29 protein-coding genes and 1 tRNA gene are annotated in these 25764 nt (G+C 58.9%); 8 read left to right on the forward strand and 22 right to left on the reverse strand.

Annotated elements, in window-relative coordinates:
• The first annotated feature begins 42 nt into the window (after positions 1-42).
• Genes pstC through pstB form a run of 3 tightly spaced genes read left to right on the forward strand, consistent with a single transcriptional unit; the run spans position 43 to position 2686 of the window.
• Positions 43-1038 carry a phosphate ABC transporter permease subunit PstC gene (gene pstC, locus HX783_RS11995; protein ID WP_177017013.1) on the forward strand — a complete coding sequence of 332 codons (996 nt, stop codon included), beginning with the start codon at positions 43-45 and terminating at the stop codon, positions 1036-1038.
• Entirely contained in the window at positions 1035-1907 is an 873-nt protein-coding gene (gene pstA, locus HX783_RS12000) for a phosphate ABC transporter permease PstA (protein ID WP_177017014.1), read from the forward strand. The genes pstC and pstA overlap by 4 nt, the downstream gene beginning before the upstream one ends.
• The gene (pstB, locus tag HX783_RS12005) at positions 1907-2686 is read left to right on the forward strand and encodes a phosphate ABC transporter ATP-binding protein PstB (protein WP_159959457.1); all 780 of its coding nucleotides are present in this window, start codon (positions 1907-1909) and stop codon (positions 2684-2686) included. The genes pstA and pstB overlap by 1 nt, the downstream gene beginning before the upstream one ends.
• Before the next feature lie 117 nt (positions 2687-2803).
• Here pstB and HX783_RS12010 read toward each other — a convergent pair.
• The 18 genes from HX783_RS12010 to HX783_RS12095 all read right to left on the reverse strand — a co-directional run bounded on the left by HX783_RS12010 (position 2804) and on the right by HX783_RS12095 (position 16530).
• A tRNA-Lys gene (locus HX783_RS12010) sits at positions 2804-2879 on the reverse strand.
• 63 nt (positions 2880-2942) lie between these two features.
• Positions 2943-3620: a 7-cyano-7-deazaguanine synthase QueC gene (gene queC / locus HX783_RS12015; protein ID WP_177017015.1), complete on the reverse strand. Its 678-nt coding sequence runs from the start codon at positions 3618-3620 to the stop codon at positions 2943-2945.
• Position 3621: 1 nt separating this feature from the next.
• The gene (gene queE, locus HX783_RS12020) at positions 3622-4269 is read right to left on the reverse strand and encodes a 7-carboxy-7-deazaguanine synthase QueE (protein WP_159959461.1); all 648 of its coding nucleotides are present in this window, start codon (positions 4267-4269) and stop codon (positions 3622-3624) included.
• Positions 4270-4434: 165 nt separating this feature from the next.
• A complete protein-coding gene (gene ybgF / locus HX783_RS12025) occupies positions 4435-5271 on the reverse strand; it encodes a tol-pal system protein YbgF (protein WP_177017016.1) in 837 nt (278 codons plus the stop codon).
• A 6-nt stretch (positions 5272-5277) separates the two neighbouring features.
• Entirely contained in the window at positions 5278-5778 is a 501-nt protein-coding gene (gene pal / locus HX783_RS12030; protein ID WP_003209827.1) for a peptidoglycan-associated lipoprotein Pal, read from the reverse strand.
• Between the two features lie 55 nt (positions 5779-5833).
• Entirely contained in the window at positions 5834-7114 is a 1281-nt protein-coding gene (tolB, locus tag HX783_RS12035) for a Tol-Pal system beta propeller repeat protein TolB (protein ID WP_177017017.1), read from the reverse strand.
• A 17-nt stretch (positions 7115-7131) separates the two neighbouring features.
• Positions 7132-8205 (reverse strand): cell envelope integrity protein TolA, encoded by a 1074-nt coding sequence (gene tolA, locus HX783_RS12040; RefSeq protein ID WP_159959465.1) that lies wholly within the window; start codon positions 8203-8205, stop codon positions 7132-7134.
• Positions 8205-8657 carry a protein TolR gene (gene tolR / locus HX783_RS12045; RefSeq protein WP_161630238.1) on the reverse strand — a complete coding sequence of 151 codons (453 nt, stop codon included), beginning with the start codon at positions 8655-8657 and terminating at the stop codon, positions 8205-8207. The genes tolA and tolR overlap by 1 nt, the downstream gene beginning before the upstream one ends.
• 23 nt (positions 8658-8680) lie before the next feature.
• Entirely contained in the window at positions 8681-9376 is a 696-nt protein-coding gene (tolQ, locus tag HX783_RS12050; protein WP_003209819.1) for a protein TolQ, read from the reverse strand.
• Between the two features lies 1 nt (position 9377).
• On the reverse strand, positions 9378-9833 hold the full coding sequence (gene ybgC / locus HX783_RS12055; protein ID WP_071484353.1) for a tol-pal system-associated acyl-CoA thioesterase: 456 nt from the start codon (positions 9831-9833) through the stop codon (positions 9378-9380).
• A 138-nt stretch (positions 9834-9971) separates the two neighbouring features.
• Positions 9972-11030, reverse strand: a complete 1059-nt coding sequence (gene ruvB / locus HX783_RS12060; RefSeq protein ID WP_003193867.1) for a Holliday junction branch migration DNA helicase RuvB — start codon at positions 11028-11030, stop codon at positions 9972-9974.
• Positions 11031-11642: a Holliday junction branch migration protein RuvA gene (gene ruvA, locus HX783_RS12065; RefSeq protein ID WP_025854761.1), complete on the reverse strand. Its 612-nt coding sequence runs from the start codon at positions 11640-11642 to the stop codon at positions 11031-11033.
• A 66-nt stretch (positions 11643-11708) separates the two neighbouring features.
• Complete coding sequence (gene ruvC / locus HX783_RS12070; protein ID WP_016975450.1) at positions 11709-12233, reverse strand: crossover junction endodeoxyribonuclease RuvC; 525 nt, start codon at positions 12231-12233, stop codon at positions 11709-11711.
• A 142-nt stretch (positions 12234-12375) separates the two neighbouring features.
• Positions 12376-13122 carry a YebC/PmpR family DNA-binding transcriptional regulator gene (locus tag HX783_RS12075; protein ID WP_177017018.1) on the reverse strand — a complete coding sequence of 249 codons (747 nt, stop codon included), beginning with the start codon at positions 13120-13122 and terminating at the stop codon, positions 12376-12378.
• Between the two features lie 136 nt (positions 13123-13258).
• Positions 13259-15034: an aspartate--tRNA ligase gene (gene aspS, locus HX783_RS12080; protein WP_159936978.1), complete on the reverse strand. Its 1776-nt coding sequence runs from the start codon at positions 15032-15034 to the stop codon at positions 13259-13261.
• Between the two features lie 107 nt (positions 15035-15141).
• Positions 15142-15363 carry an FmdB family zinc ribbon protein gene (locus HX783_RS12085; protein ID WP_017139808.1) on the reverse strand — a complete coding sequence of 74 codons (222 nt, stop codon included), beginning with the start codon at positions 15361-15363 and terminating at the stop codon, positions 15142-15144.
• 171 nt (positions 15364-15534) lie between these two features.
• A complete protein-coding gene (locus HX783_RS12090) occupies positions 15535-15876 on the reverse strand; it encodes a ribbon-helix-helix domain-containing protein (protein WP_159959471.1) in 342 nt (113 codons plus the stop codon).
• A gap of 180 nt (positions 15877-16056) precedes the next feature.
• Positions 16057-16530, reverse strand: coding sequence for a Dps family protein (locus HX783_RS12095; protein WP_003193874.1), 474 nt, complete (start codon positions 16528-16530; stop codon positions 16057-16059).
• A 443-nt stretch (positions 16531-16973) separates the two neighbouring features.
• On the opposite strand from HX783_RS12095, the gene HX783_RS30140 reads away from it, so the two are divergent.
• Positions 16974-17576, forward strand: coding sequence for a cold-shock protein (locus tag HX783_RS30140; protein ID WP_083356990.1), 603 nt, complete (start codon positions 16974-16976; stop codon positions 17574-17576).
• A gap of 68 nt (positions 17577-17644) precedes the next feature.
• Here the strand turns inward: HX783_RS30140 and HX783_RS12105 are convergent, their stop codons facing one another.
• Together HX783_RS12105 and HX783_RS12110 are read right to left on the reverse strand one after the other, a co-directional pair.
• Positions 17645-17851 (reverse strand): SlyX family protein, encoded by a 207-nt coding sequence (locus tag HX783_RS12105; RefSeq protein ID WP_159959473.1) that lies wholly within the window; start codon positions 17849-17851, stop codon positions 17645-17647.
• Positions 17852-17854: 3 nt separating this feature from the next.
• Entirely contained in the window at positions 17855-18280 is a 426-nt protein-coding gene (locus HX783_RS12110; RefSeq protein ID WP_177017019.1) for an HIT domain-containing protein, read from the reverse strand.
• Between the two features lie 707 nt (positions 18281-18987).
• Here HX783_RS12110 and HX783_RS12115 point away from each other — a divergent pair.
• Entirely contained in the window at positions 18988-20295 is a 1308-nt protein-coding gene (locus tag HX783_RS12115) for an OprD family porin (protein ID WP_159959477.1), read from the forward strand.
• Positions 20296-20490: 195 nt separating this feature from the next.
• On the opposite strand, the gene HX783_RS12120 is transcribed toward HX783_RS12115, so the two are convergent.
• Together HX783_RS12120 and HX783_RS12125 are read right to left on the reverse strand one after the other, a co-directional pair.
• Positions 20491-21333 (reverse strand): mechanosensitive ion channel family protein, encoded by an 843-nt coding sequence (locus HX783_RS12120; protein ID WP_159959479.1) that lies wholly within the window; start codon positions 21331-21333, stop codon positions 20491-20493.
• Between the two features lie 136 nt (positions 21334-21469).
• Positions 21470-21955 carry a YajQ family cyclic di-GMP-binding protein gene (locus HX783_RS12125; RefSeq protein ID WP_003175814.1) on the reverse strand — a complete coding sequence of 162 codons (486 nt, stop codon included), beginning with the start codon at positions 21953-21955 and terminating at the stop codon, positions 21470-21472.
• Positions 21956-22078: 123 nt separating this feature from the next.
• Here HX783_RS12125 and HX783_RS12130 point away from each other — a divergent pair, with 123 nt between their 5' ends.
• The 3 genes from HX783_RS12130 to HX783_RS12140 are packed head-to-tail and all read left to right on the forward strand — an operon-like array spanning position 22079 to position 25660.
• On the forward strand, positions 22079-22996 hold the full coding sequence (locus HX783_RS12130) for a putative 2-dehydropantoate 2-reductase (protein ID WP_177017020.1): 918 nt from the start codon (positions 22079-22081) through the stop codon (positions 22994-22996).
• A 46-nt stretch (positions 22997-23042) separates the two neighbouring features.
• On the forward strand, positions 23043-25079 hold the full coding sequence (locus HX783_RS12135) for a PAS domain-containing sensor histidine kinase (RefSeq protein WP_177017021.1): 2037 nt from the start codon (positions 23043-23045) through the stop codon (positions 25077-25079).
• Positions 25080-25081: 2 nt separating this feature from the next.
• Entirely contained in the window at positions 25082-25660 is a 579-nt protein-coding gene (locus HX783_RS12140; protein WP_159959485.1) for a cob(I)yrinic acid a,c-diamide adenosyltransferase, read from the forward strand.
• Positions 25661-25764: the final 104 nt, after the last annotated feature.

Below are 25764 nucleotides of genomic sequence, written 5' to 3' on the forward strand. Positions count from 1 at the left end.
CGCCTTGCGCATTGACTGCGCAAGGCGGTGAGCACATCTGATATGAACGACACCGTCCACTCGCTGGTCATGACTTCTCACGCAGGCGACACCGCGGGCGACCGCCGTGCCACCCGCGATCAACGCCACGATCTGTGGTTTAAACGCTCGATGTTCGGCGCCGCCATGCTGGTGTTGGCACTGCTGGGTGCCATTGCGGCCTCGACCCTGTGGGGCGGCGGTTTGGCGTTCAAGACCTTTGGTTTCAGCTTTATCACCAGCACCGAATGGGATGCGGTGAACAACCACTTTGGCGCCGTGGTGCCGATTTACGGCACTTTGGTCACCTCATTCCTGGCCTTGCTGATTGCGGTGCCGGTGAGTTTTGGCATTGCGATTTTTCTCACCGAGGTCGCGCCGCCCTGGCTCAAGATGCCGGTCGCGTCGGCGATTGAATTGCTCGCCGGTATTCCTTCGATCATCTATGGCATGTGGGGCTTGTTCGTGTTCGGGCCGTTTATGGCTGAGCACCTGTCGCCCTTGATCAACGACTACCTCGGCGCTCTGCCCTTTATTGGCTCGCTGTTCCAGGGCCCGCCGCTGGGGATCGGCATGTTGACTGCCGGGATTGTGCTGGCGGTGATGATCATGCCGTTTATCACCTCGGTGATGCATGAGGTGTTTCGCAGTGTGCCGACGCCATTGAAAGAATCGGCCTACGCGCTTGGCAGCACAACGTGGGAAGTGGTGTGGGACATCGTCTTGCCCTATACGCGCTCGGCCGTTGTCGGCGGGATCTTTCTCGGTTTGGGCCGTGCCCTTGGCGAGACCATGGCGGTGACCTTCGTACTGGGCAACGCCCAACAATTCTCCGCCTCGCTGCTGATGCCCAGCAGTTCGATTGCGTCCGTGATCGCCAATGAATTCAGCGAGGCCTACACCGACCTGCACCGCTCCGCGCTGATCGCGCTGGGCTTCTTGCTGTTTATCGTGACCTTTGTGGTGCTGGCACTGGCGCGCCTGATGCTGATGCGCCTGTCGCGCAAGGAAGGGTTATGAACGCCAACGAACGCCTGTACCGAAAACGCGCGTTAAAAAACACGGTGGCAATGTTCCTCAGTTGCGGCGCGACGGCCTTCGGCCTTTTGTGGCTGGCGTGGATTCTGCTGACCACCATCATCAATGGGTTCCAGGCCCTCAACCTGCGCCTGTTTACCCAGATGACGCCGCCGCCCGGCACCGAAGGCGGCCTGGCCAACGCGTTCTATGGCAGCGCATTGATGTCTGCCATCGCACTGCTGATCGGCACGCCCATTGGGTTGATGGCCGGTATCTGGCTGGCAGAGTTCGCACGCCACTCACGCCTGGGCACCACGGTGCGGTTTATCAACGACATCCTGCTGTCGGCGCCTTCGATTGTGCTGGGTTTGTTTATCTACACCGGCGTGATCTTGCCACTCAACCTGCTGACCAATCACCAGGTTGGTTTTTCCGCCATTGCCGGCGCCTTGGCCCTGGCCCTGCTGGTGATTCCAGTGGTGGTGCGCACCACCGATGAAATGCTCCAACTGCAACCTTCCACCATGCGCGAGGCCGCGCTGGCACTGGGTGTGCCGCAATGGAAGCTGACCTTGCAGATCGTGTTGAGAGCGGCCAAGGCCGGGGTGGTCACCGGCATCCTGCTGGCCCTGGCGCGAATCACCGGGGAAACCGCACCGCTGCTGTTCACCGCCTTTGGCAACCAGTTCTGGAGCAGCAACTTGCTCAAGCCGATTGCCAGTGTGCCGGTGGTTATCTTCCAGTACGCCATGAGCCCGTTCGACGACTGGCACTCACTCGCGTGGGCCGGCGCCCTGGTGCTCACACTGTTCGTGCTGGTGCTCAGCCTGGCATCTCGCCTGATCCTTTTACGCAATAGGTCTCACTGATGGACGCCACCGGCATTGTTCCCGAAAAAACCAAAATCCAGGTGCGCGGGTTGGAGTTTTTCTACAACCACCAACGCTCGCTGAAATCCATCGACATCGACATTCCGGAAAAGCGCATCACCGCCATCATCGGCCCCTCCGGCTGCGGCAAGTCCACCTTGCTGCGCGTGTTCAACCGCATCTACTCGATGTACCCGAAGCAGGAAGCACGTGGCGAAGTGCTGCTCAACGGCGAAAACATCCTCGCCCCCGGCTACTCAATGAACCGCCTGCGCAGCCACGTCGGCATGGTGTTCCAAAAGCCGGTGCCGTTCCCGATGTCGATCTACGACAACATCGCCTACGCCGTGCGCCACCACGAAAAACTCTCGCGCCGTGAGATGAACGACCGCGTCGAACAAGCCCTGCGCGGCGGCGCCCTGTGGGATGAAGTCAAAGACAAACTCAACCAGAGCGCCCAAAGCCTCTCCGGCGGCCAGCAACAACGACTGTGCATCGCGCGCACCATCGCGCTGCGCCCGCAGGTGTTGCTGCTGGACGAACCGACCTCAGCGCTCGACCCCATTTCCACCGGGCGCATCGAGCAATTGATCACTGAGCTGAAAGCGCAGTACACGGTGATTATCGTGACCCACAACATGCAGCAAGCCGCGCGGGTGTCGGACAACACCGCGTTCATGTTCATGGGGGAATTGATTGAGTATGGGAATACGGACGAGATCTTCACCAAGCCGAAGATGAAGCAGACGGAGGACTATATTACCGGGCGGTTTGGCTGAGCGACCCCGACAGAGGAGCCACGGGCCACCTATTGCAGGCGGCTTTTTCACCAGGCAAAAAAAAACCCGGAAATCCTCACTTGCGTGGGCCTTCCGGATTTTCTAAACCGCCAAAAATGGTGGGTCGTGTGGGATTCGAACCTACGACCAATTGGTTAAAAGCCAACTGCTCTACCAACTGAGCTAACGACCCGCTGTGTGGTGGCGCGTATAATACTGATTTCTAAGGATTATTCAACACCTTATTTTAAATAAATCAGAAATAACGCGTTGGGTCAGCAATTCCGGCGGCTTGGAAGCCTTCTGCACGCAGTCGGCAGGCGTCACATTTCCCACAGGCATGACCGGCATTGTCTGCTTGGTAGCAGGAAACTGTCAGCGTGTAGTCGACACCAAGTCCTACACCAGCCTTCACAATATCCGCCTTGGTCATGTTCTGCAGCGGCGCCTGGATACGAAAGCCCTGCCCCTCTACACCGGCCTTGGTGGCCAGGTTGGCCATGCGCTCGAATGCCTCGACATACTCAGGGCGACAGTCCGGATAGCCGTTGTAGTCCAGTGCATTGACGCCGATGAAGATGTCGCGGGCGTTCAATACTTCGGCCCAGCCGAGGGCCAGCGACAGGAAGACGGTGTTGCGCGCCGGCACGTAGGTCAGCGGGATGCCTTCGCTGGGCGCCTCGGGTACGTCGATGCTGCTGTCGGTGAGCGCCGAACCGCCGATGCCATTAAGGTTGAGGCCGATGACCTTGTGCTCGACCACATCCAGGTCACGGGCGACACGCGCAGCGGCGTCCAACTCGGCACGGTGGCGCTGGCCGTAGTCGAAGCTCAGGGTGTAACAGCTGTAGCCCTGGGCGCGTACCATGGCCACCAATGTGGCGGAGTCCAGGCCGCCGGAAAGCAGGATGACGGCGCGTTTTTCATCGGCCATGTCAGCGCCCCGGCTCGTCATTCCACAGGTATTTATGCAACTGCAATTGCAGGCGCACCGGCAGGTTGTCCGCGACGACCCAGTCGGCCAGGTCGCGGGCGTTCAGGTCGTGATGGCTGGGCGAGAACAGCACCTCACCGGCGCGGCGGTCGAGGCCGTACTGGATCAGCTTGGAGGCTGCCCAGTCATAGTCGTCACGAGAGCAGATCACGAACTTGACCTGATCGTTGGCCGTCAGCAAGTCCATGTTCTCGTAGAGGTTGCGGTGCGCCTCTTTGGAACCTGGGGTCTTGAGATCGACTACCCGGCTCACGCGCGAGTCAACAGCCGAGATGTCCAAGGCGCCGCTGGTTTCCAGCGAGACCTCGTAACCGGCGTCACACAGCCGCTTGAGCAATGGGATGGCGTTGGGTTGGGCCAACGGCTCGCCACCTGTCACGCAGACGTAGCGCGGCTTGAAGCCGGCCACTTGCTCGAGGATGTCGTCGAGGCTGCGCACGGTGCCGCCACTGAAGGCGTAGGCGCTGTCACAGTATTGGCAACGCAAAGGGCAGCCGGTCAGCCGTACAAATACGGTGGGCAGGCCAGCGGTTCGCGTTTCACCCTGTAACGAGTAAAAAACTTCGGTAATACGTAATGTGTCTTGCATAGTCGCCACGGGCGTAACAGCTAAACAGGCTGTCCGCCTCCGTCAGGCACTTCAAGGAATTTCGCAAACGCGTAAACCCCAGGAAGCGTGTTTCATAAAAGGGCGTGGATTCTAACGAAAAAACCCGCGCCAGGCGCGGGTTTCTTCTAAACGGGAAAGCATCGCTTACAAGCGTTGCAGATCTCGTTGAGCCAACTGGGCAGCGGACGTACCCGGATATTGGGCAACGACCTGCTGCAGAATGCCTTTGACCTTGTCGGTGTGACCCAGGCGGCGTTCTACGTCAGCAAGTTTGTACAGCGAATCAGGCACCTTGGCGTGCTTTGGGTAGAGCTGGCTGACCTTGGCAAACGCCTGGCCTGCGCCCTGCAGATCACCCTTGGCCAAATTAACCTCGCCCAACCAGTACTGGGCATTGCCCGCGTATTGGCTGTTGGGGTATTTGCGCAGGAATGCGGTAAAAGCCTGGCTGGCCTTATCGAAATCCTTGGCTTTGATCAGGTCGAAGGCTGCATCGTAATACAGCTTTTCTTTGGCCGGATCACCCGGTTCGCTGCTGGCGGCAGGGGCTTGGCTTGCGGCCGCAGCCCCCGCTGCTGCACCACCGGCAGCGGCGCTTGGCGCGCTACCGGCAGAAGAATTATCAGGAGTGGCGGCAGGTGTTACGCCGGCTCCAATGCGTCGATCAAGATCCTGGTAACGCTCCAGGCCTTCTTGCTTCAGCTGGTTCACTTGATTCTGCAGAACTTCAATCGTGCCTTGTTGCTGCGACAATTGATCCTGCATGCGTTGCAGCTGGTTGAACAGTTCGCCCTGTGCCGAGGGAGCGGACGTAGCCGCTCCCCCAGCATAGGCGCCGTTCGTGCCATAACCCGCTGGCGGATAACTGCTCCCGCTATTGTTATAGCCAGAGTTGCTATCTTCCACAGGAACCGCAGCCCACACCGCAAGCGGTGCGAGGCTGAGAGCCAATACAGTTAGAGCACGACGGCACGTTCGCATGACGAATTACTTACGCAGTTCGACGCGACGGTTTTGAGCCCAGGACTGCTCGTCGTGGCCAGTAGCAACTGGACGCTCTTTACCGTAGGAAACCAGTTCCAGTTGGCCTGGAGCAACACCTTGCAGTACCAGGTAGCGCTGAACGGCTTTCGCACGACGCTCGCCCAGTGCCATGTTGTACTCACGAGTACCACGTTCGTCGGTGTTACCTTCCAGAACAACGCGAGCGCCGTTAGCTTTCAGGTCCTTCGCGTGAACGTCCAGAGCGCGCATGGCTTCTGGTTTCAGGTCCGAACTGTCGTATTCGAAGTAGAAAGTGGTGATAGCGCGCAGAGCAGCTTCTTCGCTCAGGGAGCCGTCAACTGCACCAGTGTTAGCGCCGTAACCAGCGTTTGGATCAACAGCTGCGCCTTCACCGGCATTGTCGCCGCCTTTAGACGAGCAACCAACGGCTACGGACAGAGCCAGAGCCAGAGCAGCAAACTTACCAAACTTCAGCATTTCCATCGTGAAACTCCTAATGAACCCCAGTGTGTTAAGTACTTCTTTTTGTAGCGCCGCGTCAGTTCAGGTAAGGGGACCAGGATGGTTCTCTGACTTCGCCTTGTGCGGTAGGAAGCGGGAGCCTTACGCGTCCATTAATGGACACGAGCATCAAGACTCCCCGGCCCTGCTGGCGGGTGGCGTAGATTACCATGGTGCCGTTGGGCGCAACAGTAGCTGACTCATCAAGGTTGGTATCTGTAAGGATTTTTACGGTTCCGCGCTGCAAATCCTGGGCCGCAACCCGGAAATTAGTGAAACCATCCTGACGGTGAATCATCACCAACGTCTTTTCATCAGCCGAAAGCTTAGGGTTGGCATTGTAGTTACCAATGAAGGTAACGCGTTCTGCACCGCCGCCGTTAACATTTGCCTTATAGACCTGTGGCTTGCCGCCCCGGTCGGAAGTGAAGTAGATGGTCGAACCATCCTTACCCCAGAACGGCTCGGTGTTGATGCCCGGGCCGCTGGTCACACGGCTGATCTGGCGCGAAGCCATGTTCATCACGTAGATATCCGGGTTGCCGTCCTTGGACAGCACGAACGCCAGGCGCGAACCATCCGGCGACCAGGCTGGCGCACCGTTGAGGCCTTCGAAGTTGGTGATCTGCTCACGACGGCCGGTATCGATGTGCTGCACGAAGATGCGCGGACGGCGCTGTTCGAACGACACATAGGCAATACGCTTGCCGTCCGGCGCGAAACGCGGCGACAGGATTGGCTCGCGCGATTGCAGCAAGGTCACAGCCCGTGCACCGTCGTAGTCCGAGCGCTGCAAGGTGTACCGAGTGTTGTCTACAGAGAAACGCTCAGCCGTTACATAAAGCAGACGCGTCGAGAAAGCACCCTTGATACCGGTGAGCTTTTCAAACGACTGGTCGGAGATGTAGTGCGCCATGTCCCGCAGTTGTTCGGCGGTGCCCGATACGCTGCCGGTCAAGACCTGCTGCTCGGTGGCCACGTTGAACAACGTGTACTGGATCTGCAGGCGACCGCCGGCCGGCGTGATGCTGCCGACCATCAGGTACTGGGCGCCTACGGCTTTCCAGTCACGGAAGATGACTTCGCTGGCCTGGGTCGGCTGGCTGATCATGTTGCCTTTTGGAATCGGCGCGTAGTAACCGGAGTTGCGCAGGTCGTCACTGACGATCTGGGCCATGTCGTCCGGCAGCACGCTGCCGCCCTGCCAGCCGAACGGTACTACGGCGATCGGGGTGGCCCGATCGCTACCGCTGGTAACCAGGATGTTCTTTTCATCCGCCGCCGCTATCCCTGCCATACAGCAAATAACGACAAGCATTCCTCGAAGAAGGTTTCTCACAAGGCTAGATCCTCAGGTGTGAATGTCATCTTGAATGAACGATAGGGAGCGAAGTCGCTTGGTTTCATTCCCTGCATCTCGGTCAACCGGCCAATATTCTTGACCGCGGCAACCGCCGAACTGTCGAACGAACCGTCGCCACTGGACTTGGCCACGCTGACCGAAGTCACCGTACCGTCCGGCAACATGCCGATCTGCAGCACTACTGTCATACCTTTGCGTGCCGAAGGTGGACGTGTCCAACCTTCCGCTGCCCGTGCCCGAATCAGGTCGTCGAAACTGCCCGCGACTTCATCACCACGCTCATCGGCCAAGGCTTGCTGACGCTGAGGCGTGTCGGAAAGCAAATCTGCCAAGGCCTGGGCCTTTTTCTCTTCGGCGGATTTACGTGCTGCTTCCTGGGCCTTTTTCTTGCTGGCATCGGCGGCAGCTTTCTTCTTCGCGTCGTCGGCGACTTTCTTCTTCGCCTCGTCTGCTTCAGCTTTTTTCTTGGCGTCTTCGGCGGCTTTCTTCTTCGCGTCTTCGACTATCTTCTTCTTGGCCTCTTCAGCGGCCTTTTTCTTGGCCTCTTCTTCGGCAGCTTTCTTGGCTTCTTCTTCAGACTTCTTCTTGGCTATATCAGCCAATTGTTTCTCTTCGGCTTTTTTAGCTTCGGCAGCTTTTTCGGCTTTCTTGGCTTCATCAGCCTTTTTCGCCTCGTCAGCTTTCTTGGCTTCGTCAGCCTTTTTCGATTCCTCGGCCTTTTGAGCCGCCTCTTCTTTCTTTTGTTCCGCAGCAGCCTTCACCGCTTCCTGCTCGACCTTCTTCTGTTCCATCTGTTCGACTTCAGTCTGGCGCGCAGCCGACTTCTGGGCCTCACCCGCAATCTTCTGATTGGTCTGGGTGGTGGCCTGACTTTTCGATTTCAGCTGATACAGGGTCGCCTGCACGATCGGCTTGGCTGGCGGCAGGTCCGGGGTCATGGCAAAGCTGACGAACAGCATGCCAAACACCAGGACGTGCAGGGCGATTGCCCAGACGCTAGGCCAGAAGTAGCTTTCCGAGGCGGACGGCTCTCGCTGTTGCTGCATCAGGGCGCCTCGGTAATCAAGCCAACGTTACCCACGCCGGCCTTCTGCAGCCCGCCCATGGCGCCCATGACGGAGCCATAGTCGACCACTTTGTCGCCGCGAATGAACACCTGGGTGTGCTTGCCGCCTTCGTTGCCGGACCGGATGATCTTGGTCACGGCGTCGGTCATCTGCGGCAAGGTCATGGCCTTGTCCTGCTGTTTCTGGGTATCGACTTCGCTGCCAAGGTTCCAGTAATAGGTCTTGTCAGCCTTGATCGAAATGGTCAGGACCTGAGTGTTGTTGTCTTGCGGCAAGGCTTCGCTGGAAACCTTGGGCAGATCAACCTTCACGCCCTGATTGAGCATCGGCGCGGTCACCATGAAAATGACCAGCAGCACCAGCATCACGTCGATGTAAGGCACTACGTTCATCTCGGCGACCGGCTTGCGCTTTTTGCGAGCTCGAGCGATTAAAGCCATTGGGAATTACCTGCTTATTCTTCGCTGGTGTGCACTTTACGGTGCAGGATCGCCTGGAATTCGTCGGCGAAGGTGTAGTAACGGCTGATCAAGGTTTCGCCACGGGCGGCAAAACGGTTGTAGGCGATTACTGCGGGGATAGCAGCGAACAAGCCGATCGCGGTGGCGATCAGGGCTTCGGCGATACCCGGGGCCACGGTGGCCAGGGTCGCTTGCTGGGCCTGGGCCAGGCCGCGGAAGGAGTTCATGATCCCCCACACCGTACCGAACAGACCGATGTACGGGCTGACGGAACCGACGGTGGCGAGGAACGGCAGGCTCTGCTCCAGCTTCTCTTCTTCACGGGAAATGGCGACGCGCATGGCACGGGCCACGCCTTCCATGACCGCTTCCGGGTCAACGCCCGGTTGCTGACGCAGGCGGGAGAATTCCTTGAAGCCGGCGCGAAAGATCTGCTCGACGCCCGAATCCGGGTCCGGGTTGCTGCCGGCCTGACGGTACAGTTTGGACAGGTCGATACCCGACCAGAAGCGCTCTTCAAAGCTCTCCAGGGCACGTCGACCGGCACGCAGCAAGTTGCTGCGCTGAAAAATCATGACCCAAGAGGTAACCGAAGCGGCTACCAGGACCAGCATCACCAGTTGAACCACAACACTGGCATTGCTGACCAGGCTCCACATGGAGGAATGGTCGACGACGGTAGGTTCCACGCTAAATCTCCTGCTTTGATTGTTTACCCGCGCCGCTTACGCCGGCAAAGGCCGCACGTAGAGCTTCGGGAATGGCCCGGGGTTTCAAACTATTGGTGCGCACACAGGCCACCAGGAACTGCCCCTCACAGAGCAGCGTTGCATCCGTTGCCCGCCTGACTTGCTGTTTAAAGCGCAGGCTGACACGGTTCAATTCGATTACTTCAGCGCTGACCAGCAACTCGTCGTCCAATCGCGCCGGTGCGTGGTAACGCGCCTCGCTGGAATGCACGACGAATAACAGGTCCTCCCCTGCCAGCTGGGATTGGGCAAAGCCCAGCTCCCGTAGCCGCTCGGTTCGAGCCCGCTCCATGAACTTGAGGTAGTTGACGTAATAAACGATGCCGCCGGCATCGGTGTCCTCGTAATAAACGCGACAGCGATGTGCGAACGACTGATCCCCGTTTTGCGCGCGCATACTCTAGTGCTTACTCCTCAGGTTGCCAATCCGGCCGGGCAACTGTTTTTCATTCTATTCAACATTTCTAACGACTGAATGACGACGCCAGCCACTAGGACAGCACAAACCTTGAATAAATCGTCCCGCGTGACCTTTTTAATCGTCCACTGCATCGAGGAATTCGTCTACTACAGGCATCTCGCCCAATCGTGACGGAATGTTTAACCCGAAGTGCAAATAGGCATGGCGCGTCACGACGCGGCCCCTTGGCGTACGCATGATGTAACCCTGCTGGATCAGGTACGGCTCCAGTACATCCTCAATGGTGTGACGCTCCTCGCTGATTGCCGCCGCCAGGCTGTCCACACCTACCGGGCCGCCGTCGAATTTCTCGATCATGGTCAAGAGTAGACGTCGATCCTGGTGATCGAAGCCATGCTCGTCCACATCCAGCAGGTTCAAGGCCAGATCGGCCACGGCCTTGGTGATATGCCCCTTGGCCCGCACCTCGGCAAAGTCGCGCACGCGACGCAACAAACGGTTGGCGATTCGCGGCGTGCCACGTGCCCTGCGGGCGATTTCAAACGCGCCTTCCGGGTCCAGGGGCAAGCCGAGAATGCTCGCCGAACGGCTGACGATGGTGGCCAAATCCGCCGTGCTATAGAACTCTAGACGTTGAACAATGCCGAAACGGTCTCGCAGCGGGTTGGTCAGCATGCCCGCACGGGTGGTTGCGCCCACCAGCGTAAAGGGCGGCAGGTCGAGTTTGATCGAGCGGGCCGCCGGGCCTTCGCCGATCATGATGTCGAGCTGGAAGTCTTCCATGGCCGGGTACAGCACTTCCTCGACAATCGGCGAAAGCCGGTGGATCTCGTCGATAAACAGCACGTCGTGCGGCTCAAGATTGGTCAGCAACGCCGCCAGGTCACCCGGACGCTCCAGCACCGGGCCGGAGGTGGACTTGATCGACACGCCCATTTCCTGGGCGATGATATTGGCCAGCGTGGTTTTACCCAGCCCCGGCGGGCCGAAGATCAACGTGTGGTCCAGAGACTCGCTGCGCCCGCGCGCGGCCTGGATGAACAACTCCATTTGCTCGCGCACGGTTGGCTGGCCGATATACTCGGCCAGGCTCAGCGGGCGGATGGCCCGGTCCTGGACTTCTTCACGGTCGCGCGGGCCGGTGGCCGCGATCAGACGATCAGCTTCAATCACTTAAATCATTCCCTTCAGGGCTCGGCGGATCATGTCTTCGCTGCTCAGGTTCTTGTCCTTGATGGCCGATACGGCTTTGCTGGCCTCCTGCGGCTTGTAGCCCAGGGAGATCAACGCGCTGACCGCATCGCTTTCGGCGCTGGCCACCTGGCCTGCCGGCATATCCGGCTGGTTCGGCACCAGGGCGAACATGCTCGGTACGACTTCCCAGGCCTTGAAGCGGTCCTTGAGCTCCACCAACAAGCGCTCGGCCGTTTTCTTGCCGACGCCCGGCACCTTGGTCAACGCCGAGGTGTCCTGGGCCGAAACCGCACGCACCAGCTCGTCCACCTCCAGGCTCGACATCAACGCCAGCGCAAGTTTCGGGCCTACGCCGTTCAGGCGAATCAGCTCGCGGAAGAAGTCGCGGTCGCGCTTGCCAATAAAACCATAAAGCAATTGCGCGTCTTCGCGCACCACCAAATGGGTGTGCAGGGTCAGCGGCTCGCCGACCGACGGTAGACGGTACAGCGTGGTCATGGGCACTTCCAGCTCATACCCCAACCCGTTTACATCCAGAATCAGGTGCGGCGGCTGTTTTTCAGCCAGGGTGCCGCGCAAGCGTCCAATCACGGTTCAAATCCTTAAAGCTTGGGGTCAGATAAGGCCTGACCGGAAATAACGATTGCGCTGATGCTATCAGAGACGCAGGCGACCGCCACGACTGCGTGCCGTGCCCAGACCATGCGGCAACAGGCTTGAGCGGGTATGCGCATGGCAAATGGCGATGGCCAGGGCATCGGAGGCGTCAATTTGTGGTTTTGAGGTGAGCTTGAGCATGTGCATGACCATCATCTGCACCTGCTCCTTATTCGCCGCGCCCGTGCCGACCACGGCCTGCTTGACCTGAGTGGCGGTGTATTCGGCGATTTCCATGCCTTCCTCGGCGCCGGCGACGATGGCGGCGCCTCGCGCCTGGCCAAGTTTTAACGCAGAGTCGGCGTTCTTGGCCATGAACACCTTTTCGATGCCCATGGTCACCGGCCCGTAGGTCTGGATCACTTCACGCACGCCGCGATAGACGATCTGCAGGCGCTCGGCCAACTCGCCCGCACCGGTGCGGATGCAGCCCGAGGCAACGTACACACAGCCGCGCGGGGTCTGTTGCACCACGCCAAACCCGGTGATGCGCGAACCGGGGTCGATACCTAGGATTAAAGTCATAACGCCTGCGGTTTTGTGGATACAGATAGACCCAATGTGGGAGCGGGCTTGCTCGCGAAAGCGGCCATTCAGTTAATGCATCAAGTAACTGACACACCGCATCCGCGAGCAAGCCCGCTCCCACAGGGGATCCTCATTGTTCTCAGGTGAGCTGTTCGGCGACAGATTCCGGGATGTCGGCATTCGAGTACACATTTTGCACATCATCCAGGTCTTCAAGCATATCCAGCATCTTCAGCACTTTCTGCGCACCGTCCAGGTCCAGCTCGGCGCTGGTGGTCGGCAGCATCACGATTTCTGCGTCGGTGCCTTTGAAACCGGCGGCTTCCAGGGCGTTGCGCACCGCATAGAAGCCGGCGAACGAGGTGAATACGTCGATGGAGCCGTCTTCGTTGCTCACCACGTCGTCGGCATCGGCCTCCATCGCGGCTTCGATCAGCGCATCTTCATCCACGCCCGGCGCGAAGGAGATCTGGCCCTTGCGCTCGAACAGGTAGGCCACCGAGCCGTCGGTGCCCAGGTTGCCGCCGCATTTGCTGAATGCATGGCGCACGGCTGCCGCGGTGCGGTTGCGGTTGTCGGTCATGCACTCGACCATCACCGCCACGCCGCCCGGGCCGTAGCCTTCGTAGCTCAACTCGACCATATCGTCAGTGTCGGCCGCGCCGGCACCACGGGCCACGGCGCGATCGATGATGTCGCGGCTCATGTTCGCGCCCAAGGCCTTGTCCAGCGCCAGGCGCAGGCGCGGGTTGGAGCCCGGGTCACCGCCACCCTGGCGGGCAGCGACGGTCAGTTCGCGAATCCACTTGGTGAAGATCTTGCCTTTCTTGGCATCCTGACGCTCTTTGCGGTGCTTGATGTTCGCCCACTTGGAATGGCCAGCCATAACACAACTCCGAAATTCTCTAGAAACCTTAACAATCCCACCCCAGGCAGGAATTCCCTCTTTTAAACGCAAAGGCGCATCCGAAGATGCGCCTTTTTGACTGCTTACAACCTTATCGCGCTTTCACGCAGCAGCCTTACTCAGCCTTCGGCGTCTCGCGCAGACGGATGTGCAGTTCGCGCAGCGCCTTGGCATCCACCACGCCCGGAGCCTGGGTCATGACGTCCGCAGCACTCTGGGTTTTCGGGAAGGCGATCACTTCACGGATCGACTGGGCGCCGGTCATCAGCATCACCAGGCGGTCCAGGCCAAACGCCAGGCCACCGTGCGGCGGCGCGCCGTACTTCAGGGCGTCGAGCAGGAAGCCGAACTTCTCTTCCTGTTCCGCTTCGTTGATGCCCAACAGACGGAATACCGCTTGCTGCATCTCTTTGCGGTGGATACGGATCGAACCGCCACCCAGCTCGGTGCCGTTCAGGACCATGTCGTAGGCTCGCGACAGCGCGCCTGCCGGGTTGGCTTCCAGCTCTTCAGGCGAGCACTTCGGCGCGGTGAACGGGTGGTGCAAGGCGCTGAAGCTGCCGTCGTCGTTCTCTTCGAACATCGGGAAGTCGACCACCCACATTGGGGCCCACTTGCAGGTCAGCAGGTCCAGGTCGTGGCCCAGCTTGATGCGCAGCGCGCCCAGGGCTTCGCTGACGATCTTGGCCTTGTCGGCACCGAAGAACACGATGTCGCCGTCAACCGCGCCGACGCGGTCCAGGATCGCGTTCAGGTTGTCGAGCGGGATGTTTTTCACGATCGGCGATTGCAGGCCGTCAACGCCATTGGCGCGCTCGTTGACCTTGATGTACGCCAGGCCTTTGGCACCGTAGATGCCGACGAACTTGGTGTAGTCGTCGATCTGCTTGCGCGGCATGCTCGCGCCGCCAGGCACGCGCAGGGCGGCGATGCGGCATTTCGGGTCATTGGCCGGGCCGCTGAACACCTTGAAGTCGACTTCTTTGAGTTGGTCGGCCACGTCCACCAGTTCCAGCGGGTTACGCAGGTCTGGCTTGTCGGAACCGTAGCGGCGCATGGCTTCTTCGAAGGTCATGTGCGGGAATTCGCCGAACTCCAGGTCCAGCACTTCCTTGAACAGGTTGCGGATCATTTGTTCGGTCAGGCCCATGATCTCTTTTTCATCGAGGAAGCTGGTCTCGATGTCGATCTGGGTGAATTCAGGCTGGCGGTCGGCACGCAGGTCTTCGTCACGGAAGCACTTGGCGATCTGGTAGTAACGGTCGAAGCCGGCCACCATCAGCAGTTGCTTGAACAATTGCGGCGATTGCGGCAAGGCGAAGAAGGAACCGGCGTGGGTACGGCTCGGCACCAGGTAGTCACGCGCGCCTTCCGGGGTGGCCCGGGTGAGGATCGGCGTTTCGACGTCAAGGAAGCCGTTTTCGTCGAGGAAGCGGCGGATGCTGGTGGTCATGCGCGAACGCAGACGCAGCTTCTCGGCCATTTCCGGGCGACGCAGGTCCAGGAAGCGGTAGCGCAGGCGAGTTTCTTCGCCCACGTCGGAGTATTCGTTGAGCGGGAACGGCGGGGTTTCCGACTCGTTCAGCACTTCCAGCTCGTAGCCCAGCACTTCAATACCGCCGGACGCCATGTTCTTGTTCACGGCACCGGCCGGACGCAGGCGCACCTTGCCGGTGATTTTCACGACGTATTCGCTGCGCACGCGGTCGGCGGCGGCGAAGCTCTCGGCGCGGTCCGGGTCGAACACCACTTGGGCCAGACCATCACGATCACGGATATCGAGGAAGATCACCCCGCCGTGGTCGCGGCGACGGTGAACCCATCCGCAAAGGGTGATTTCCTGACCTTCCAGGGTCTCGTTCAGTTGGCCGCAATAGTGGCTGCGCATCATGGTAGTGGTTTCACTTCTCGTAATTCGAAATTCGGTGGAGGCTCGCCTCGTCACCGTACAGTTAAGCAGGGGACGGATAATGCAGGAGCCTGCGCGTAGAGTTCAACTCAGTCTGCTTTGTCGCCGCCTGCCAGGTTTTTCTTGGCGCCGGTCTTGAAGTCGGTCTCGTACCAGCCACCGCCGCTCAGGCGGAAGCCCGGCATGGACAACATCTTCTTCAGCTCAGGTGCCTGGCAGGCAGGGCAATCGACCAGCGGCGCGGCGCTGATCTTCTGAATGGCTTCCAACTGATGACCACAGGAAGCACATTGATAGTCGTACATGGGCATGGAGATGTCTCGGCGATCAGATCATTACTGCGCCACGCCCTGCCCTGTGGATAAACCCCAGGCATGCGCAGCAAAGCGCGGGATTATATCTGGTAAATCGAGGCAGCGCAGCCGGCTTTCTGCCCCAAGGCCGGCCCACCTCGACGGCGGGCCGGCTGTGCAACCGCCGGATTAATCGGCGCTCATCGGGGTAGTGCAAGCTTTTAATACGTGAACCACGCACACCACCCTGACCAATCCGCTGAAGTTCTTCACCCCTCCGTAACGCAAATGCACTTCCCGGTCGACATACGACAGCAACGCACTGACTGAGCAGGCATTGATCCTGGCGATCTCCGTGAGGATATTCCAGTAGATCTGTTCGAGCCGCAGGCAGGTGGAAAACCCGTTGAGCCTGACCGACCGGGACAGTGGCTTGGCCAGTCCCATATCGAACCCTTTTGCAAAGGGGTCGACCTTTATCTTATGAAAACCACAGGTTTCCATCACTCCATTACCCACTGCGCGTGACATACACCTGACACTCCATTGCCAAACAACAGCCCACGGGTTTCTCCCATGGAACAGTGGGTCTATAAAACAGCAGGATGCGAGGGGCGACCAGAAGACAGGGAGTCGGTAGTCGTAGGACAACGCCAGGAAGCGCGGGGAAACCACTGAGCGGCGCCAGGGCGGCGCCACTCAGGTGTAGATTTACTGGTTTTCGAGCAGAGAACGCAGCATCCACGCGGTTTTTTCATGAACCTGCATACGTTGGGTCAGCAAATCCGCCGTTGGCTCATCGCTGACTTTATCGAGCAGCGGGAAGATGCCGCGCGCGGTACGCGTCACTGCCTCCTGGCCCGCCACCAACTGCTTGATCATCTCTTCGGCGCTGGGCACACCCTCTTCTTCCTTGATCGAAGACAGACGGGCGTAGATCGAATAGGCACCCGGCGCCGGGAAACCCAGGGCACGGATACGTTCGGCAATGGAGTCCACTGCCAGCGCCAGTTCGTTGTACTGCTCTTCAAACATCAAGTGCAGCGTACGAAACATGGGGCCCGTGACGTTCCAATGGAAGTTGTGGGTTTTCAAATACAGTACATAGGTATCGGACAGCAGCCGTGAAAGTCCGTCGACGATGGATTTACGGTCTTCTTCACTGATACCAATATCGATTGCCATGTTTTTCCCCTTCAATTGACGAGCATTCATTGATCAGGTGCAGGACCACTCTAGCAAGAGTGCCGGCTGTGTGCAGCCCGACATACACCGCTGGCGTGCGGCAAATCGCCCCTTCTGCGCATGCACCTGCCGGTAACGTGACAGCGGCATGCAAGCCTTTGCGCAGCGTAGGAAAACGCTAAAAATGCTGCTCAAAAATCCCGCACCTGTCTAGGACAAGTGTTTGACGCAGAAATGCCAACGCGCTCGCAACACCCCGAAATGCTTGATTTGAGTAGGCACAGCCTTTGCTGTTAAATAGACGTCGTGTGGTGCGCCGTTTATTTCTGCGGCACGCCACATAGGCTGATACCCGTGCACGTGCCCAACGCCTCCCATTGTTCAGAAGCGAACCGTGCCAGTCAGCTCTTCCTTGTGATCCTTCTTAACGTGAGTTAATCAAAATGTTGAAAATCGTCCACCTGCTAACGGGCGTTGCAGCGTTGCTGCTGTCCTTTATACCGAGCTTGCAACAGGGAAGCCCTCCCTACCTGGAACAACACGACGCTCTGTACCTGGCCTTGTTCGGCCTTCTTAACCTGACGCTGGCACCGGTGATCCCTTACTGGAACAAAGGCACGCGTCATCAACTGCAAAACCTGGTCAGCGCGCTGCTGGTACTGACCGTTGTCGTTCAAACCCTCACCCTCCTCGCACCGATGCCTGAAGTCGGTGGCCACCCGGCCATCCTGCTCAGCCTGGTGATTGCTGTGGTCGCCATCGTTCTTCACCTGGCCATCAGCTTCTACCGTTCGTCCCCAGCCGCTGCGTCGCAAAACTACGACATGACCAACCGGGATACCGGGACCGTCAAGTGGTTCAACACCTCCAAAGGCTTCGGCTTTATTTCCCGCGATTCGGGCGACGATATCTTCGTCCATTTCCGGGCCATCCGCGGCGAAGGTCATCGCGTTCTGGTCGAAGGCCAGCGCGTGGAGTTCTCCGTCATGAACCGCGACAAGGGCCTGCAAGCCGAAGACGTGATCGCGGCATTGCCGCGTCGCTGATTCCCACCCTCGGCGCAATAAAAAACCGCGATCCAGCCCTGCTGGATCGCGGTTTTTTTATGCGCGCCTTAATAATGCGGCGGCGGCGCTTCTTCTTCGGATGACTCGAACTGGCCACCCATTTCTTCCTGGCGCTTGAGCAGCGCCTTCATCTGCAGTTGCAGACGCTCAACCGCGCGCTGCTGGGTGACGAGGATGTCATTGAGGGTCTCGATGGTGTCGTCCTGAAACGCCAGGCGGCTTTCCAGGTCGTTGACGCGGTCTTGCAGGTCCATGGTTCAGTCCTGGGTAAAGATGAAGTCGGCAGGCAATAACGCGCGCAGTCGGGTGCGAAGCGCCGCCACTTGCTCTTCGGTATACGGCCGGGCCGGGTGCTTGCCCCAGACCGGTGCCGGCCAGGCGGCATCGTCGCGCTTACGCACAATCACGTGCACATGCAACTGGCTGACAACGTTGCCCAGCGCACCGATGTTCATCTTGTCGGCCACCAGGCCTTCATTAAGCACTTGCGCCAGGGCGGTCGTTTCTTGCCACAGTGTCTGCTGATCGGCGACATCCAGCTGAAACACTTCACTGATACCGTTGATGCGCGGCACCAGGATGAACCAGGGGTAATTCGAGTCATTGGACAGCAGCAGGCGACAGAGCGGGAAGTCACCCATGACCAATGTGTCTTGTTGCAGGCGTTGATCTAAAGCGAACACGCGGGCACTCCGTTCGGCAGGTCGATATCAGGCGCCCAGCATACCCTCGATGCAAGCAGATAAAAAATCTGCACCCTTTAGAGGCAGGCGAATATTTGAGCTACGCTAAATCGGGCCTCGCCGGGATGCACCAAAATGACCCACCTGTGCTTCAAAGGGATCCGCCAATTACCCACTCAGCGGGGTGAACCGGTAACGTTTTGCTCTGGCACAGGTTTTATGTACCTGCTCACATCTGAAATACCCGGGCGTCAAGCCCAAACCAAACGACGTAAAAAGCCCGTGCTTATGCGGTTTTTACACTGCCGTAACGTTTTTCACGAAAAAATGACATTCGGTTACCGCTTTGTGCACGCTTGTTGCATTCACACCCGTATCGTCGGCAACGGCACCCGTTTGGAAGCAGGTGTTTCGCGATAAAAGAACAGCAGCGTTTGAATGCGCACCAAGGAAGAGTTCAAACTTCGAAAGGGGTCTGAAAACAGCATTTAAGTTGTCAGCCTGGTTACATTAGGGCTGTGAATTTGCGACATGGAACTAGCAATTTACGACAGCCTCGTAAAGAAGCTGAAAGGATAGATGAGTCAGTATCGTCAATAGGGTCTGCGTGATATAACTTTGCGCCGACACAAAAAAGAAAGAGCCGCCCAGATAAAAATACAGGTGGGACGGCAGTACTCTTCCTAAAACCAAAGGAGCAAATCACGATGCGCGTGATGAAGTGGAGCATGATCGCCCTGGCTGTTTCAGCCGGCACCTCGCAGTTCGCAATGGCGTCCGCCCAAGATGATTCCAAGGGCTTTGTAGACGACAGTACTTTCAGCATCAATACCCGTGCGCTGTATTTCAGCCGCGATATCCGTAACGAACCAGGTGGCGGCTATAAACCCGTCAAACCGGGTAGCACTGAACGCAAAAGCATCTACGAAGAATCAGGCCTTGGCTTCAATGCCCTGTACCAATCGGGCTTCACCCAAGGCACCATCGGTGTCGGTGTAGACGTTATTGGCTTGCTGGGCGTCAAGCTCGACAGTGGTCGGGGTCACGCCGGTACCGGCCTGTTCCCTAACGGTGCTGACGGCCGTGCCCAGGACGATTACTCCAAAGGCGGCGGCGCCATCAAGTTCCGTTTCTCCGACACCGTGCTGAAAATCGGTGACCAGTACACCACCGCACCGGTCTTCGCGTCCGATGACAGCCGTCTGCTGCCAGAGCTGCCACAAGGTATCTCGATCACCAGCAACGAAATCAAGGGCCTGAAACTGGAAGGCGGTCACTTCACGGCCTCCACTGCGCAAAACGCGACTTACCATGACAGCCTGGGCCTGAAGGAAACCAACTTCATCGGCGGCGTCTACGCGTTCACCCCAGAGTTGACCGGTAGCCTCTACTACGCAAAAACCGAAGACTACTGGAAGAAGACCTACGCCAACGTCAACTGGACCCATGCCCTCAGCAAGGAACAGTCGCTGGCCTTTGACTTCAACATCTACAGCACCAAAAGTGATGGCGAAGGTCTTGTTCGCGCAGAAAAAGACAACACCACCAAGCTCGACAACCGTGCCTACAGCTTGCAGGGCGCGTACACCATCGACGCTCACACCTTTACCCTGGCCTACCAAAAGGTTACCGGTGATGGCGACTATGGTTATGGCGTAGACGGCGGTGGCACGATCTTCCTGGCCAACTCCGTCGCTCGTTCTGACTTCAACGCCGAAGGCGAAAAATCCTGGCAAGCTCGTTACGACCTGAACATGGCCACTTTCGGCATTCCAGGCCTGAGCTTCATGACGCGTTATGTCACTGGTAGCGGCGCCGACAACGGTGTCACTAACAACGCGAAAGAGTGGGAACGCGACATCGAAGCCAAGTACGTGATCCAGAGCGGCCCGGCTAAAGACCTGAGCCTGCGTCTGCGTCAAGCGACTTATCGCTCCAGCGATGCGGTTTACTACGGTTCGGCCTCCTTGGACGAACTGCGTCTGATCGCGCAATACCCGCTGAACATCTTGTAATTAGCCGTTTAATTACAACGATGGCTTAAGGCTTCGGCCTTAAACAAAAAAGCCGCTCCCCTGTTTACAAGGGAGCGGCTTTTTTTATTGCAACTTTATTACTTTGGAAAAAATAACTAGCAAGCTAGCTAACGAGATTAACCGTCAGCTTTGAACCTGACCTATTGGCCAAGTTCGATAGACTTTATCGCTTCGTTATTTCGCCGCCGGTTCCTGCATCACGCGAATAACTCGCTGCGGAAACGGAATATCAATACCCGCGCCTTTCAAGCGATCACGCGCCAGTTCATTAAGCATAAACACCACGTCCCAGTAATCGGACGTTTTGGTCCAGCAGCGCAAAGACACGGTGATCGAACTGTCACCCAAGGTCGACACCACAGCAACTGCCGCCGGATCTGCCAATACACGCGGGTCTTTCGCCAGCTCCAACAGCACTTCGCGGGCCTTCTGCAGGTCGGCTTCATAGTCGACACCCACGTCAAACACCACCTTGCGGGTCGGCTGACGGTTGGTATTGGTGATGAGGCCGTTGGACAGGCTGCCGTTCGGGATGATCACGGTTTTGTTGTCGCCGGTGCGCAACACGGTGTGGAAGATCTGGATGCTGTCGACGGTACCGGACGTGCCTTGCGCTTCGATCCAGTCACCAATGCGGAACGGACGGAACAACAGGATCAGCACGCCACCGGCGAAGTTCGCCAGGCTGCCTTGCAATGCCAGGCCGATGGCCAGCGTGGCGGCACCAATCGCGGCCACAAACGAGGTCGTTGCCACGCCGATCATCGAGGCCACGTTGACCACCAGCATGACTTTGAGCGCGATGTTGGCAAGGTTGGTGATGAAGTGTTGCAGGGCCAGGTCGGCGTTACGCAGTGCCAGCAAACGCCCGACGCGGTGGGTCAACACGTTGATCAGCCACCAACCGATGGCCAGCGTGACCACGGCCAGCAAAAAGCGGCTGCCATATTCCATGATCATCGGGAGCCAAGACTCAGAGGTCTTGATCAGGTGATCCACTTCAGCGTTTAAATCCATCTATCTTCTCCTGTTGCGCGGATGTGCGGCTTTATTGACTGCCTTAAAACGCAAATGAGCCCCGAAGGGCTCAAGTGTAGGCACTGTTTCCGGGGCGTGGGACGTCAAAAACGCCCACAGGTTCCCCAATGTGCCATCAGTCGCGGAAGTTATTGAACTGCAGCGGCATGTCGAAGGTCTTGGCGCGCAGGGCGGCGATGGCTTCCTGCAAGTCATCACGCTTCTTGCCGGTCACGCGTACCTGCTCACCCTGGATGGCAGCCTGGACTTTCAGCTTGGCATCCTTGATGTGGGCGACGATTTTCTTCGCCAGCTCTTTGTCGATGCCTTCCTTGAGTACCGCTTCCTGCTTCATCAGCTTGCCGGAGGCGTAAGCATCCTTGATTTCAAGGCACTGCGCGTCGATCTTGCGCTTGACCAGGGACAGCTTGAGGATCTCGATCATCGCTTCCAGCTGGAAATCGGCTTCAGCGGTCAGGTTGACGGTCAGTTCCTTTTCCTTGAATTCGAAGCTGCCCTTGCCTTTCAAGTCATAGCGACGGTCCAGTTCCTTGACGGCGTTCTCGACGGCGTTGGTGACTTCGTGTTTGTCCAGTTCGGATACCACGTCGAACGAAGGCATGTCATTTCTCCAATATAAGGGGCGGGCTCAGTAGAGATGGAGCGCGCCCGAGCTAAAATGCCGAGACATTATAGCGGTTCTTTCGCCCCGTTCACTGTGAGCGACCCCACGGAGCACAATCTGATGTCGACCACCTGGCACATTCTCGGCGCCGGCAGCCTGGGCACACTCTGGGCCACGCGCCTGGCCCGCGCGGGCGTACCGGTGAAACTGATCCTGCGCGATGCTGCGCGCCTGGCCAGCTATCAGGCAGGACCCGGGCTGACGCTGGTCGAACACGGCGTAGAGCACACCTACCCGGTGATCGGCGAAACGCCCGACAGCCCTGAGCCAATTCAGCGCCTGCTGGTGGCGTGCAAAGCCTACGACGCCCAGAGCGCCATCGCACAGCTGCAACATCGCTTGGTGCCGGATGCCGAACTGATCCTGTTGCAAAACGGCCTCGGCAGCCAGGACGCGGTGGCCGCGCAGCTTCCCAAGGCCCGCTGCCTGTTTGCTTCCAGCACCGAAGGCGCGTTTCGCGACGGCGATTGGCGCGTCGTGTTTGCCGGCCATGGCTACACCTGGCTGGGGGACGTTGGCCACCCTACTCCACCGTTATGGCTGGACGACCTGCACGCCGCCGGCATTCCCCACGAATGGAGCACCGAGATTCTGACGCGCCTGTGGCGCAAGCTGGCCCTCAATTGCGCCATCAACCCACTGACCGTGCTGTACCAGTGCCGCAACGGCGGTCTGCAAGCGCATCAATGTGAAGTCGCGACCTTGTGCGCCGAGTTGACCGAGCTGCTTGAATGTTGCGGCCAACCGGCGGCCGCCGAAGATTTGCACAGTGAAGTGGAGCGAGTGATCCAGGCGACTGCCGCCAACTACTCTTCCATGTATCAGGACGTGGCCAACGCCCGGCGCACCGAAATCAGCTACCTGCTGGGCTATGCCTGCGCGGCAGCGGCTCGCCATCAATTGGTACTGCCGCACCTGCAACAAGTGCAAGCGCGCCTGGTTGAGTACTTGCACGCACGCGGATTGGCCAGCGACTGAGGCACGCGCTACCCTGCCTACCTGTCTATCACCTGGGAAAACCCTGATGCCACTGCGCCAGCGTCTTGAAAATCTACCGGTAGGGCAGAAACTGCTGGCCGCCCTGCTGGTGTTGTTGACCACCGTGTTGCTGGTGGCCAACCTGACGTTTATCAGCGCCGCCTATTGGATCTCCCAGGAAAGCATGGCGCCCCAGGCCTTGCAGGCCATCGGTCGCCTGGTGTCGAACCCGTCCCTGGCCGGTGAAGCCCTGGAATCCCCGGCCAAGGCCGAAGCGCTGCTCAATGAGCTGACCAGCTACTCGCCCCTGCGCGCGGCGGCGTTGTACGACGGCGACGGCAACCGCCTGGCGCAGATGCAACACGGCAATCGCCTGCAACTGCCGGAAAACTACCGGCATATCGAAGCCTGGCGTGTTACCGAGTTTCGCAGTAACCAAGTCATCACCCTGCCCCGCACCGGCCAGCCTTCCGGGCATTTGCTGTTGGTGGCCAGCAGCGAGCTGCCGATGGCCTTCTACACCGGCACGCTGACCGCCAGCCTGGGCATCCTGATTTTCAGTGTGTTGCTCTGGCTGGTCATCGCCCGGCAGATCAAACGCCTGATCACCCGCCCGATCCACGAACTGGAAGAACTCTCGCGCCAGGTCACCCGCGAAGAAAACTACGCCCTGCGCGCCGGGCGCGGCAACCGTGATGAAATCGGCAGCCTGGCCGAAGCGTTCAACACCATGCTGTCGCGCATCGAGGCTCGCGAGCAGCAGCTCAAGCGTGCGCGCGATGATTCCCAGGCGGCTTACGACCAGGCCCAAGGCCTGGCCGAAGAAACGCGTCACACCAACCGCAAGCTGGAACTGGAAGTCCAGGTGCGCAGCAAGATCGAGAAGAAACTCACCGGTTTCCAGAACTACCTGAACAGCATTATCGACTCGATGCCCTCGGCGCTGATCGCCCTCGATGAGCAGCTCTACGTAACCCAGTGGAACCAGGAGGCCAGTGCACTTTCCGGCACGCGCCTGGATGAAGCGCTGAACCAGCCGATATTCCTCGCGTTCCAGCCCCTCAAGCCCTACCTGCCGCAAATCAAGGCCACGGTTGAGCAACACACGGTGGAACGGATTGAGCGCGTCACCTGGATCAAGGATGACGAGGCCAAGCATTACGCCCTGACGTTCTACCCGCTGATGGGCGGTGCCGGGCGCGGCGTGGTGATCCGTATCGACGACATCACCCAGCGCCTGTCCCTGGAAGAAATGATGGTGCAGTCGGAAAAAATGCTCTCCGTCGGCGGCCTGGCTGCGGGCATGGCCCATGAAATCAACAACCCATTGGGCGCGATCCTGCACAACGTGCAGAACATCCGCCGGCGCTTGTCACCCGACCTGCCGAAGAACCTGGAACACGCCGAACAGGTGGGCGTCGAGCTGGACACCGTCAACCGTTACCTGCACAGCCGCGAAGTGCCGCAACTGCTCGATGGCATTCAGCAAGCCGGCGCGCGGGCGGCGAAGATCGTCACCCATATGCTCAGTTTCAGCCGCCTCAGCAATCGCCAGATGGCGCCCTGTGATTTGCCGGCCCTGATCGACCAAGCGGTAGAAATTGCCGGTAACGACTTCGACCTGACCATAGGTTTCGACTTCAAGGGCCAGGCGATCATCCGCCAGTTCGACCCGCAACTCGGCCCGGTGCCGGGCACCGCCAACGAGCTTGAGCAAGTGTTGCTCAACCTGCTGAAAAACGCCGCTCAAGCCATTCACCTGCGTGAAGACGACCGCGAACCCGGGCGCATTATCCTGCGCACCCGCCTCAACCCGCCCTGGGCGGAGATCCAGGTGGAAGACAACGGCATCGGCATGAGCGAAAACGTGCGCAAACGGACCTTTGAGCCGTTCTTCACCACCAAGGAAATCGGCCAAGGCACCGGGCTTGGGCTGTCGGTGTCGTATTTCATCATCACCAACAACCACAAGGGCCAGATGGAGGTGCACTCCACCCTCGGCCAGGGCACTTGCTTCACCCTGCGCCTGCCGTTGGCCGGCAGCCAGATTCCATCCTTTGACCTGACTCAACTGGAGCAATGACCATGGGCTTTCGCCTGTCGAAGATCTACACGCGTACCGGCGACAAGGGCGAGACCGGCCTCGGCGACGGCCGCCGCGTGCCCAAGGACCACCCGCGGGTGGAAGCCATTGGCGAGGTGGATACGCTGAACAGCCAGTTGGGCCTATTGCTGGCCAACCTTGAAGAGCAAAGCGGCAAGCACCCGCAACTGAACGAGGTGATCGAGGTGCTCACACCTTGCCAGCATCGGTTGTTCGACTTGGGCGGTGAACTGGCGATGCCAGTGTACAAGGCACTGAATGCAGCGGAAGTCGATCGACTGGAAGCGGCGATTGATCGCTGGAACGAGGAAGTCGGACCGTTGGAGAACTTCATCCTGCCCGGAGGCTCGGCGCTGATCGCCCAAGCCCACGTGTGCCGCAGCCTGGCGCGCAGCGCGGAGCGGCGGTGTCAGCAGTTGAATACGCTGGAGCCGTTGGAAGGCGTGGGGTTGGCGTATATCAATCGGTTGTCGGATTTATTGTTTGTGGCGGCACGGGTGATTGCCAAGCGCCAGGGTGTGGCTGAGGTGTTGTGGCAGGCCGCCGCAAAACCCCACTGATTATAAGATCGTTCCCACGCTCTGCGTGGGAATGCCTCATGTGACGCTCCGCGTCACGCTTTGGGACGCGGAGCGTTCTGGGCTGCATTCCCACGCAGAGCGTG

Source organism: Pseudomonas sp. D2002, from assembly GCF_013385735.1.
GTDB lineage: Bacteria > Pseudomonadota > Gammaproteobacteria > Pseudomonadales > Pseudomonadaceae > Aquipseudomonas.

Bases quoted from the DNA above. Each gene is read 5' to 3' on its own strand.
- HX783_RS30140 (WP_083356990.1), top strand. From the start codon at position 16,974: ATGTTGAAAATCGTCCACCTGCTAACGGGCGTTGCAGCGTTGCTGCTG.
- aspS (WP_159936978.1), bottom strand. From the start codon at position 15,034: ATGATGCGCAGCCACTATTGCGGCCAACTGAACGAGACCCTGGAAGGT.
- tolA (WP_159959465.1), bottom strand. From the start codon at position 8,205: ATGCAGCAACAGCGAGAGCCGTCCGCCTCGGAAAGCTACTTCTGGCCT.
- ybgC (WP_071484353.1), bottom strand. From the start codon at position 9,833: ATGCGCGCGCAAAACGGGGATCAGTCGTTCGCACATCGCTGTCGCGTT.
- pstC (WP_177017013.1), top strand. From the start codon at position 43: ATGAACGACACCGTCCACTCGCTGGTCATGACTTCTCACGCAGGCGAC.
- ybgF (WP_177017016.1), bottom strand. From the start codon at position 5,271: ATGCGAACGTGCCGTCGTGCTCTAACTGTATTGGCTCTCAGCCTCGCA.
- HX783_RS12085 (WP_017139808.1), bottom strand. From the start codon at position 15,363: ATGCCCATGTACGACTATCAATGTGCTTCCTGTGGTCATCAGTTGGAA.
- queE (WP_159959461.1), bottom strand. From the start codon at position 4,269: ATGCAAGACACATTACGTATTACCGAAGTTTTTTACTCGTTACAGGGT.
- pal (WP_003209827.1), bottom strand. From the start codon at position 5,778: ATGGAAATGCTGAAGTTTGGTAAGTTTGCTGCTCTGGCTCTGGCTCTG.
- HX783_RS12125 (WP_003175814.1), bottom strand. From the start codon at position 21,955: ATGCCTTCGTTCGACGTGGTATCCGAACTGGACAAACACGAAGTCACC.
- HX783_RS12090 (WP_159959471.1), bottom strand. From the start codon at position 15,876: ATGTCACGCGCAGTGGGTAATGGAGTGATGGAAACCTGTGGTTTTCAT.
- HX783_RS12135 (WP_177017021.1), top strand. From the start codon at position 23,043: ATGCCACTGCGCCAGCGTCTTGAAAATCTACCGGTAGGGCAGAAACTG.
- HX783_RS12140 (WP_159959485.1), top strand. From the start codon at position 25,082: ATGGGCTTTCGCCTGTCGAAGATCTACACGCGTACCGGCGACAAGGGC.
- queC (WP_177017015.1), bottom strand. From the start codon at position 3,620: ATGGCCGATGAAAAACGCGCCGTCATCCTGCTTTCCGGCGGCCTGGAC.
- HX783_RS12105 (WP_159959473.1), bottom strand. From the start codon at position 17,851: ATGGACCTGCAAGACCGCGTCAACGACCTGGAAAGCCGCCTGGCGTTT.
- HX783_RS12130 (WP_177017020.1), top strand. From the start codon at position 22,079: ATGTCGACCACCTGGCACATTCTCGGCGCCGGCAGCCTGGGCACACTC.
- ruvC (WP_016975450.1), bottom strand. From the start codon at position 12,233: ATGACTTTAATCCTAGGTATCGACCCCGGTTCGCGCATCACCGGGTTT.
- pstA (WP_177017014.1), top strand. From the start codon at position 1,035: ATGAACGCCAACGAACGCCTGTACCGAAAACGCGCGTTAAAAAACACG.
- tolB (WP_177017017.1), bottom strand. From the start codon at position 7,114: ATGCTTGTCGTTATTTGCTGTATGGCAGGGATAGCGGCGGCGGATGAA.
- pstB (WP_159959457.1), top strand. From the start codon at position 1,907: ATGGACGCCACCGGCATTGTTCCCGAAAAAACCAAAATCCAGGTGCGC.
- HX783_RS12120 (WP_159959479.1), bottom strand. From the start codon at position 21,333: ATGGATTTAAACGCTGAAGTGGATCACCTGATCAAGACCTCTGAGTCT.
- HX783_RS12115 (WP_159959477.1), top strand. From the start codon at position 18,988: ATGCGCGTGATGAAGTGGAGCATGATCGCCCTGGCTGTTTCAGCCGGC.
- HX783_RS12095 (WP_003193874.1), bottom strand. From the start codon at position 16,530: ATGGCAATCGATATTGGTATCAGTGAAGAAGACCGTAAATCCATCGTC.
- HX783_RS12075 (WP_177017018.1), bottom strand. From the start codon at position 13,122: ATGGCTGGCCATTCCAAGTGGGCGAACATCAAGCACCGCAAAGAGCGT.